Raw genomic sequence first — 10,154 nt, forward strand, 5'->3', positions numbered from 1 at the left:
CAGGGGGGTTCGAGCACGGCCCTGGCGTGGACACGGAACGGTCTCCGAATCCTTAAGGAATTCGTAAACCGGTTGTCCAATGCTTGACGACCGGCAATGGTCTAGTCCAGCTTTTGATCCGAGGCGGAACGAACCCACTCCGCCCCCAAGGCTCGCTTTCGGACCTCCCCTCCCCCACACGCGGCCGCCGCGCCCCCCACCGCGGCGGCCGCTCCTCCCCCAGGAGCGTCACCCCATGGCCCGTACGCTGAACCAGTCCGCGCACAAGCGCCGGCGCAGCCCCCTTCCGGCCGTCGCGGCCGGTGCGACCGCCCTCGCCCTGGCCGGCGGCGGCCTCGCCCTCTTCGCCGGCGGCGCCAGCGCGGCGGTCGGCAACCTGGTCACCAACGGCGGCTTCGAGAGCGGGCTGGGCGGCTGGACCTGTACCGCCGGCGCGACCACCGTGTCCTCCCCGGTCCACTCCGGCACCGGCGCGCTGCAGGCCACCCCGGGCGCCGGCGACACGGCCGAGTGCAGCCAGACCATCAGCGTGCTGCCCAACACCAGTTACTCGCTGAGCGCCTGGGTGCAGGGGCCGTACGTCTACCTCGGTGCGCGGGGCACCGGCGGCACCGACCCGTCCACCTGGTCGAACCAGAACAGCTGGAACCAGCTGTCCACCACCTTCACCACCGGGGCGAACGCCACCAGCGTCACCGTCTACCTGCACGGCTGGTACGGGCAGAGCGCCTACCTCGCCGACGACGTCGCGCTGGTCGGCCCGGGCGGCACCTCCACCCCGTCCCCCACGGCCACGCCCACCCAGACGCCGACCCCGACGCCGACGGCCACCGCCACCGCCACCCAGACGGCGACCCCGACCCCCACCGCGACGCCGACCCAGACCGCGACGCCGACGCCCACGGCCACCCCCACGGTCACCCCGACCACCCCGCCGCCGGCCACCGGCCTGCCCGCGCACGCGGTCACCGGCTACTGGCAGAACTTCGACAACGGCTCGACCCCGCAGCGCCTGAGCGACGTCCAGAACGCGTACGACATCATCGCGGTCTCCTTCGCCGACGCCGTGTCGACCCAGACCGGCGCGATCAGCTTCACCCTGGACCCGGGCCTGTCCAAGGCGCTCGGCGGCTACACCGACGCCCAGTTCCGCGCCGACATCAAGGCCAAGCAGGCGGCCGGCAAGAAGGTCATCCTCTCCATCGGCGGCCAGAACGGCGCGATCACCGTCGGCGACGCCACCGCCGGGGCCAACTTCACCAACAGCGCCTACTCGATCATCAAGGACTACGGCTTCGACGGCATCGACGTCGACCTGGAGAACGGCGTCCAGGCCGCCCCGCTCGGCAACGCGCTGCACGCCCTCCAGGCCAAGGTCGGCTCCGGCTTCATCCTGACCATGGCCCCCGAGACCATCGGGATGTACAACACCTCCGGCGCCTACTTCCAGCTGGCGCTGAACACCAAGGACATCCTGACCGTCGTCAACACCCAGTTCTACAACTCGGGCGGCATGAACGGCTGCGACGGCAAGGTCTACACCCAGGGCACCATCGACTTCATCACCTCGCAGGTCTGCACCCAGATCCAGGGCGGCCTGCGGCCCGACCAGGTCGGCATCGGCGTCCCCGCCTCCAGCAAGGCGGCCGGCGGCGGCTACGTCGACCCGTCGGTGGTGAACAACGCGCTCAACTGCCTGGCCACCGGCAACAACTGCGGCAGCTTCGTGCCGCCGGCCAAGTGGCCGACGATCCGCGGCGCGATGACCTGGTCGACCAACTGGGACGCCAACAACGGCAACGCGTTCTCCAACACGGTCGGCCCGTTCGTCCACAAGATGCCGTGAGGCCCTCCCGGACGTAACCCACTCCGGCGCGCCGCTCCTTGAGGGTGGGGCCTGCGCGCCGGCGGCGGGGCCCGCCGTACCGACTCCGGTACGGCGGGCCCTTTCCGTTGCCCGCTCAGCCGTCGCCCGCTCAGCCGTCGCCCGCTCACCGCGACCCGCTCAGGCCTCGCCCCGCCCAGGCCGTAGCCCGCTCACCGGGCGAGTACCGCGGTGAGCGCGCCGAGCAGCAGGAACGGCCCCACCGGGACCTCCAGTCCGCGCCACGGGCGCCGACGGACCAGCAGCGCGGCGGCCCGCAGGGTGCCCCACAGCCCGGCGAGCACCACCGCGGCGACCAGCCCGCCGATCGCGACCCACCAGCCGTACCAGCCGAGCAGCCCGCCCAGGGCGAGCCCGAGCGGGGAGTCGCCGGGGCCCAACGCGCGCGCCCAGACGGCCAGTTCGAGCAGCGCGCCGACCGTCAGCGCGACCAGCAGGCAGCGCAGCAGCACGCCGGGGCGCCCCTCGGCCAGGGCCGCCACCGTCAGCAGCACGGCCACCCCGGCCACCAGTGCCAGGTTCAGCCGGTGCGGCAGCCGGCGCACCCGCCCGTCCACGAAGCCGAGCACCACGCCGAGCGCACCCGCCCAGGCGAGCGCCGCCGTCTGCGCCCCGTCCGCCGCGTACGCCACCGCGAGCGCGACCGCCGCCGCGACCGCCTCCACCGTCCAGGCCCCCGCTCCCAACCGCTCCCGGCAGCCGGGGCAGCGCCCGGTCGGCGGCAGCAGCCGCACCGCGCGCCCGCAGAACGGGCAGGCGGCGCACCAGGGTTCACCCTCGGGCACCGCGAAGTGCGCGACCAGTCCGCGCAGCAGCGGAGCCACCAGAAGACCGAGCAGAACCGCCCCGACCGCGACCGGCACCACCGGCGCACCCCCTCTTCCCGTCGACTTCCCACCGGTTTTCCGCAACCGGCCCCCACCTGCCCCTAAAGTAAGCAGGCATGCAGGTCATCCAGTCCAGCAAGCTCGCCAACGTCTGTTACGACATCCGTGGCCCGGTGCTCGACGAGGCGATGCGGCTGGAGGAACAAGGCCACCGCATCCTCAAGCTCAACACGGGCAACCCGGCCACCTTCGGCTTCGAGGCGCCCCCGGAGATCCTCCAGGACATCCTGCGCAACCTCGCGAACGCGCACGGGTACGGCGACTCCAAGGGTCTGCTCTCCGCCCGCCGCGCGGTGGTCATGCACTACGAGGACCGCGGCCTGCACGGGCTCTCCGTCGACGACGTCTTCCTCGGCAACGGCGTCTCCGAACTGATCCAGCTGGCCATGACCGCGCTGCTGGACGACGGCGACGAGGTCCTCGTCCCGGCGCCGGACTACCCGCTGTGGACGGCCTCGGTCTCGCTGGCCGGCGGCACCGCGGTGCACTACCGCTGCGACGAGCAGTCCGAGTGGTACCCGGACCTCGCGGACATCGAGGCCAAGGTCACCGACCGGACCAGGGCCATCGTGGTGATCAACCCGAACAACCCCACCGGCGCGGTCTACCCGCGCGAGGTGCTGGAGGGCATCGTCGGGATCGCCCGCCGGCACGGGCTGGTGGTCTACGCGGACGAGATCTACGACAAGATCCTCTACGACGACGCCGAGCACATCCCGCTGGCCACCCTGGCGCCGGACCTCTTCTGCGTCACCTTCAACGGCCTGTCCAAGGCCTACCGGGTCGCGGGCTTCCGCTCCGGCTGGATGGTGCTCTCCGGCGACCGGCACCGCGCCCGCAGCTACATCGAGGGCCTGACCGTGCTCGCCTCGATGCGACTGTGCGCCAACATGCCCGCCCAGCACGCGGTGGCCGCGGCGCTCGGCGGCCGGCAGTCGATCCGCGACCTGATCCTGCCCGGCGGCCGGCTGCTGGCCTCGCGCGACGCCGCGTACCGGCTGCTCAACGACATCCCCGGCGTCAGCTGCGTCAAGCCCAAGGGCGCGCTGTACGCCTTCCCCCGGCTGGACCCGAAGGTCCACAAGATCAGGGACGACGCCCGGATGGTGCTGGACCTGCTGCGCTCCCAGCGGATCCTGCTGGTCCAGGGCACCGGCTTCAACTGGCCGGAGCCGGACCACTTCCGGCTGGTCACCCTGCCACGGCCGGAGGAGATCACCGACGCCGTGACCCGCATCGGCGACTTCCTCAGCGGCTACACGCAGCCGTAGGCCCTCGTCGATCCGCGGAAACTCATCCGTGGGCACCGATCCGAGAAACACTACGGCCGGAGTCCCTGCCGGGCGGTCTCCTTGGTCGGGGAAAGACCGCCCGGTGGAACTCCGGCCGTCCTGTCACTCGGCGAGCGCGCGGTTCGTGCCGCGCGCCCGCCTCTCGCTCGGCTGAGGCTCAGGCTCAGCCGAGGCGCGCGACGAGGCTCCGGTACTCGTCCCACAGCTCCTTCGGGGTGTGGTCGCCGAAGGTCTCCAGGTGGGCCGGCACCAGCGCGGCCTCCTGGCGCCAGATGTCGGCGTCCACGGTGAAGAGCAGGTCGAGGTCCTCCTCGGACAGCTTCAGGTCGCCCAGGTCGAAGCCGTCGACCGTCGGCAGCACGCCGATCGGGGTCTCGACGCCCTCGCCGGTGCCCTCCAGGCGCTCGACGATCCACTTGAGCACGCGGCTGTTCTCGCCGTAGCCGGGCCAGACGAACTTGCCCTCGGCGTTCTTGCGGAACCAGTTGACGTAGTAGATCTTCGGCAGCTTGGCGGCGTCCGCCTGGGCGCCGACCTTCAGCCAGTGGGCGAAGTAGTCGCCCATGTTGTAGCCGCAGAACGGCAGCATCGCGAACGGGTCGCGGCGCAGCTCGCCGACGGTGCCCTCGGCGGCGGCGGTCTTCTCGGAGGCGATGTTGGCGCCGAGGAAGACGCCGTGCTGCCAGTCGAAGGACTCGGTCACCAGCGGGACGGCGGTGGCGCGGCGGCCGCCGAACAGGATCGCCGAGATCGGCACGCCCGCCTGGTCCTCCCATTCGGGGGCGATGGTCGGGCACTGCGCGGCCGGGACGGCGAAGCGGGCGTTCGGGTGGGCGGCCGGGGTGCCGGACTCGGGGGTCCAGTCGTTGCCGCGCCAGTCGATCAGGTGCGCCGGGGGCTCCTCGGTCAGGCCCTCCCACCACACGTCGCCGTCGTCGGTGAGGGCGACGTTGGTGAAGACGGTGTTGCCCCAGAGGGTGTCGATGGCGTTGGCGTTGGTGTCCACGCCGGTGCCGGGGGCGACGCCGAAGAAGCCGGCCTCGGGGTTGATGGCGTACAGGCGGCCGTCCGCGCCGAAGCGCATCCAGGCGATGTCGTCGCCGATCGTCTCGACCTTCCAGCCCGGGACGGTCGGCTGGAGCATGGCCAGGTTCGTCTTGCCGCAGGCCGAGGGGAAGGCGGCGGCGACGTACTTGGGCTCCGCCTCGCCCGCGGGGCCCGCCGGCGGGGTGAGCTTCAGGATCAGCATGTGCTCGGCCAGCCAGCCCTCGTCGCGGGCCATGGTCGAGGCGATGCGCAGCGCGTAGCACTTCTTGCCGAGCAGGGCGTTGCCGCCGTAGCCGGAGCCGTAGGACCAGATCTCCCTGGTCTCCGGGAAGTGCGAGATGTACTTGGTGCTGTTGCACGGCCACGGCACGTCCGCCTGGCCCTCGGCCAGCGGGGCGCCGACGGTGTGCACGGCCTTGACGAAGTCCCCGTCCTCGCCGAGCTGGTCGAGCACGGCCTGGCCCATGCGGGTCATCACGCGCATCGACACGGCGACGTAGGCGGAGTCGGTGATCTCGACGCCGTACGCGGCCAGCGGGGAGCCGACCGGTCCCATCGAGAAGGGCACGACGTACATCGTGCGGCCCTTCATCGCGCCGCGGAACAGGCCCTGCTCGCCCTGGAAGACGTCCCGCATCTCGGCGGGGGCCTTCCAGTGGTTGGTCGGGCCGGCGTCCTTCTCCTGCTCGGAGCAGATGAAGGTGCGGTCCTCCACGCGCGCCACGTCCGAGGGGTCCGAGGCGGCGTAGTAGGAGTTGGGGCGCTTCTCCTCGTTGAGCTTCTTGAAGGTGCCCTGAGCCACCAGCAGGTCCGCGAGGCGCTGGTACTCCTCGTCGGAGCCGTCGCACCACTCGATGCGGTCCGGCTGGGTGAGCTCGGCGATCTCGCTCACCCAAGCGAGCAGCTGCTTGTGGCGGGTGGGCGCGGATGCGCTGAGAGCAGAGATCTCGTACGACACGATCGCTCCGTTTCACGCCGTCTCGGCGAAGAGACGGCGTCGCGGGGGTCTGAGGGTGCTTGCAGCGTAGCTCCGGATCCTGGGCACGAATCTGGCGAAGCGGCGAAATTGACTCATCTTTTACGACGCCCAGTATGATTACTGGCCAGTAATAAACCGATGCCGCCTCGTCGCGAGTGGGCGGGGCCACACTCCAATTACTCCAAAACGTCCAAGAGTGATGATCACCACTTCCTACGCGCGAGTAACCTACGGATCCGTAGGTAGCCGGTAGCATGCTGCGCATGACTGCTGCTGCGCTCACGAAGAGTGCGCTCACGGAGAGCAAGCCGAAGTGGCGGGGCTGGCTGCACGCCGGGATGTTCCCCGCCACGGTCGCCGCCGGGATCGTGCTGATCTGCCTGGCGGACTCCACGCCCGCCAAGATCGCCTGCGCGATCTACTCGGTCAGCGCCTGGCTGCTGTTCGGGGTCAGCGCGGTGTACCACCGCTTCAACTGGGGGCCGCGTGGGGACGCCGTGCTGCGCCGGCTGGACCACGCGAACATCTTCCTGATCATCGCGGGCACCTACACCCCGTTCACCATGCTGCTGCTCAAGGGCGCCGACCGGCAACTGCTGCTCTGGGCGGTCTGGGGCTGCGCGCTCGCCGGGATCGCGTTCCGGGTGTTCTGGGTCGGCGCGCCGCGCTGGCTGTACACCCCCGTGTACATAGCGCTGGGCTGGGCCGCCGCCTTCTTCCTCCCGGACTTCCTGCACACCGGCGGAGTCGCCGTGCTGGTGCTGATGATCGTCGGCGGGGTGCTCTACAGCATCGGCGGCGTGGTGTACGGCCTCAAGCGGCCCAACCCCTCACCGCGCTGGTTCGGCTTCCACGAGGTGTTCCACGCCTTCACCCTCGGGGCCTTCATCGTCCAGTACGTCGGCGTCTCACTGGTGGCGTACAGCACGGCCGGCTGAGCCCGGCGCACCCCGGCGGGCGGCCGTCCGGTCCACGGACCGGGCTGCCGCCCGTTCCGCCGTCCAGGGCCGCTCGTACGGGGCCCGGCCCTGCGGGCGGTGCGGGTACGGCGGGAGGTCGTCGGCTCCGGGCTCCGGCGCCGACGTGAACTCCTGCGGATCCGGCCGGACTTCGGGGCGCACCGCCCGCGGGGCCGGGGCGCCGCCCCCACGCGCCTGCCGGGCGTCCAGCGCCTCACGGGCCCGGCGGCAGCGCTCGCAGTGCGCCGCGTCCGGGATCCCCCGCAACCGGCGGTGCCCGGCCGGGGAGGGCTGCTGGTGCAGCGCGCGCCAACGGCGGCCGACGTACACCATGAGCAGCAGCACCTCGACCCCGGCGACCGCGAGGACCAGCAGGGCTCCGTTGATCAGATAGGCCGCGACCACGGCCAACGCGGAACCCACCACCACGGCCGCACCCCACACCTGGGCGCTCGCCTGCTTGTCGTCACTGTCGGCCACTTGGGCTCCCCTCTTCCCGGCGCCGGGCTCGTGGTCGGCTCCTGCCGCCCCACCCCTTCTCCGCTCTCGGCACGCGTCGGTCAGCACTGACCGATTGCCACATCGTATCTACCCTCCGCCACCCGGAACGGCCCCCAGGCGGCGAACGACAGATCAACGTTGCGTCAATTCCGTGTGCGGAAGCTGCACTTCCAGGACACATCACGGAACGCGCTCAAAAGGTCACCTCATCATCGCATTGACTGACGGAGTCTTTTGAGAGTTACTGTCATTTGACAGAGACTTCCCATTCGGAGGCCCTGGAGGTCACCGTGTCCGCCGCCGCTCCGCCCCCGCCCCTCGGGCCCGCCTCGTCTCCTGGGGCCGCTCCGCCGCAGGAGACCGTCCCGCCGCCCGAGGCCGCCTCATCCACCGGGCCCGCCGATCCGCGTCGCTGGCTCGCCCTCGTCGCCGTCGCCCTGAGCGTCCTGGTGATCAGCTTCGACATGACGATCCTCAACGTCGCTCTGCCCACCCTGGCCGCGCAGTTACGGGCCACCACCGGACAGCAGCAGTGGATCGTCGACTCCTACACGGTGGTCTTCGCCGCCGTGATGCTGCCGGCCGGCCTCCTCGGCGACCGGATCGGCCGCCGCCGCACGCTCACCGTCGGCCTCGCCCTGTTCGGGCTCGCCTCCGCCGTCGGGATGCTCACCGACTCCCCCGGCACCCTGATCGCCGCCCGCGCCGGGATGGGCCTGGCCGGCGCACTCGTCATGCCGATGTCCATGGCGGTGATCCCCGGTCTCTTCCCGGCCGCCGAACAGCGCCGGGCCACGGCGATCCTGGCCACCTCGCTCGCCGCCGGCGCCCCGCTCGGGCCGCTGATCGGGGGCTTCCTGCTGCAGCACTTCTGGTGGGGCTCGGTCTTCGCGATCAACGTCCCGCTGACCGCGATCGGCATCGCCGCCTGCGTCCTCCTGCTGCCGGAGACCCGCAATCCCGCCGCTCCCCGGATGGACCTGCCCGGCACCCTGCTCGCCGCCGCCGGACTGGGCGCGCTCACCTACGGCATCATCCAGGGTGCCGACCAGGGCTGGACCGACCCCCTGGTGCTCGGCACCCTGGTCGGCTCCGTCCCCGCGCTCACCGCGCTGGTGCTGCTCAGTCGACGCCGGCGCGACCCGATGCTCGACCTCACCCTGCTCGCCGACCGGACCTTCCGCTGGTCCTCGGTCGCGGCCACCCTGATCTCGCTGGTGCTGTTCGGCGCCTTCTTCGTCCTGCCCCTCTACTTCCAGAGCGTGCTCGGCACGGACGCCCTCGGCTCCGGGCTGCGGCTGATGCCGATGATGCTCGGCCTGATGGTCGCGGCCAAGCTCACCGACCGGCTGGTCGACCGGATCGGCGCCCGTGCCGTGATCACCCTCGGCCTGGCCCTGCTCGGCGGCGCGCTGCTGTTCGGCAGCCGCACCGGCGCCACCGACGGATACGGGCGGGCCGCGGCCTGGCTCACCGTGCTGGGACTGGGCATGGGCCTGTCGCTGATCACCGCCCAGGCCTCCGCCCTGGTCACCCTGCCACCCGCCCGGGCCGGGGTCGGCTCCGGACTGCTCCAGACCCTGCGGCAGGTCGGCGGCGCGATCGGGATCGCCGCCTTCGGCAGTCTGCTGGCCGGGGCGTACCGCGGCGCGCTGGACACGAACGGGCTGCCGGCCGAGGCGGCTCACCGGGCCGGGAAGTCGGTGGTCGCCGCCGACGCGATCGCCCGGTCCGCCGGGCGGCCCGCGCTCAGCGCCTCCGCGCACGCGGCGTACGTGCACGGGATGACGGTGGTACTGCTGGTCGCCGGGCTCGTCGCGCTGCTCTCGGCGGTGCTGGTCGCGACCCGGATGCCGGCCCGTGACACCGGCGCCCCCGCCAGCACGGGAGATCACGGATAATCGGAGGCATGACGACCGAGCAGCCGACCGCGGCCCTCCCGGACGCCCCGACCAACCCGGTCCAGGCACTGCTGGAGGCGCCGCTGTCGCTGCGCGAGCGCAAGAAGCTGAAGACCCGCCAGACCGTCCGCCGCGAGGCGTACCGGCTGTTCGCCGAGCAGGGCTACGAGAACACCACGGTGGAGCAGATCGCGGCCGCCGCCGAGGTCTCCCCCTCCACCTTCTTCCGGTACTTCGCCACCAAGGAGGACCTGGTCCTCACCGACGAGTACGACCCGGCGATGATCACCGCCCTGCTGGAGCGCCCGACCGACGAACCGTTCCTGCAATCCTGCCGGGCCGTGATGACCGGGATGATCCACCACCTGCTCGAACACGAGCGGCAGGAACTGGTCACCCGGATGCGGCTGGTCACCGAGGTGCCCGCGCTGCGCGCCGGGCTGCACCGGGCCGACAACAGCCCGCAGGAGCTGTTCCTCACCGTGCTGACCCGACGGGCGGGCGTCGAGGAGCCCACGTACGAGATGCGGGTCACCGCCGCCGCGATCGGCGCCGTCACCACCGAGGCGGTACTGCGGTGGGCGACGGGCGGCGGGCAGGAGGACATCGCCGGCCTGGTCGACCGGACCTTCGCGCTGTTGGAGAGCGGCTTCGTCGGGGTGTGAACACGCGGAGGCGGGGCCCGGCTCGTCGAGCCGGGCCC

8 protein-coding genes are annotated in these 10,154 nt (G+C 71.7%); 5 read left to right on the forward strand and 3 right to left on the reverse strand.

Going from position 1 to position 10,154, the window contains the following annotated elements; translation table 11 throughout:
- Window positions 1–235: 235 nt before the first annotated feature.
- Window positions 236–1,846, forward strand: coding sequence for a chitinase (locus tag RZ50_RS05140; protein ID WP_196952752.1), 1,611 nt, complete (start codon window positions 236–238; stop codon window positions 1,844–1,846).
- A gap of 191 nt (window positions 1,847–2,037) precedes the next feature.
- On the opposite strand, the gene RZ50_RS05145 is transcribed toward RZ50_RS05140, so the two are convergent.
- Window positions 2,038–2,751, reverse strand: coding sequence for a prepilin peptidase (locus RZ50_RS05145; RefSeq protein ID WP_196952753.1), 714 nt, complete (start codon window positions 2,749–2,751; stop codon window positions 2,038–2,040).
- A gap of 77 nt (window positions 2,752–2,828) precedes the next feature.
- On the opposite strand from RZ50_RS05145, the gene RZ50_RS05150 reads away from it, so the two are divergent.
- Window positions 2,829–4,043, forward strand: coding sequence for a pyridoxal phosphate-dependent aminotransferase (locus RZ50_RS05150; protein ID WP_196952754.1), 1,215 nt, complete (start codon window positions 2,829–2,831; stop codon window positions 4,041–4,043).
- Window positions 4,044–4,227: 184 nt separating this feature from the next.
- Here RZ50_RS05150 and RZ50_RS05155 read toward each other — a convergent pair whose 3' ends face one another.
- Window positions 4,228–6,069 carry a phosphoenolpyruvate carboxykinase (GTP) gene (locus RZ50_RS05155; protein WP_196952755.1) on the reverse strand — a complete coding sequence of 614 codons (1,842 nt, stop codon included), beginning with the start codon at window positions 6,067–6,069 and terminating at the stop codon, window positions 4,228–4,230.
- 284 nt (window positions 6,070–6,353) lie between these two features.
- Here RZ50_RS05155 and RZ50_RS05160 point away from each other — a divergent pair, with 284 nt between their 5' ends.
- The gene (locus RZ50_RS05160; RefSeq protein ID WP_374199874.1) at window positions 6,354–7,028 is read left to right on the forward strand and encodes a hemolysin III family protein; all 675 of its coding nucleotides are present in this window, start codon (window positions 6,354–6,356) and stop codon (window positions 7,026–7,028) included.
- Here RZ50_RS05160 and RZ50_RS05165 read toward each other — a convergent pair.
- On the reverse strand, window positions 6,999–7,529 hold the full coding sequence (locus tag RZ50_RS05165; RefSeq protein ID WP_196952757.1) for a hypothetical protein: 531 nt from the start codon (window positions 7,527–7,529) through the stop codon (window positions 6,999–7,001). The genes RZ50_RS05160 and RZ50_RS05165 overlap by 30 nt on opposite strands.
- Before the next feature lie 311 nt (window positions 7,530–7,840).
- On the opposite strand from RZ50_RS05165, the gene RZ50_RS05170 reads away from it, so the two are divergent.
- Entirely contained in the window at window positions 7,841–9,451 is a 1,611-nt protein-coding gene (locus tag RZ50_RS05170) for an MFS transporter (protein WP_308271422.1), read from the forward strand.
- An 8-nt stretch (window positions 9,452–9,459) separates the two neighbouring features.
- Complete coding sequence (locus RZ50_RS05175; protein ID WP_196952758.1) at window positions 9,460–10,116, forward strand: TetR family transcriptional regulator; 657 nt, start codon at window positions 9,460–9,462, stop codon at window positions 10,114–10,116.
- Window positions 10,117–10,154 lie beyond the last annotated feature (38 nt).

Origin of the sequence: Kitasatospora sp. SUK 42, assembly GCF_015776785.2 — a bacterium.
Classification (GTDB): Bacteria; Actinomycetota; Actinomycetes; order Streptomycetales; family Streptomycetaceae; genus Kitasatospora.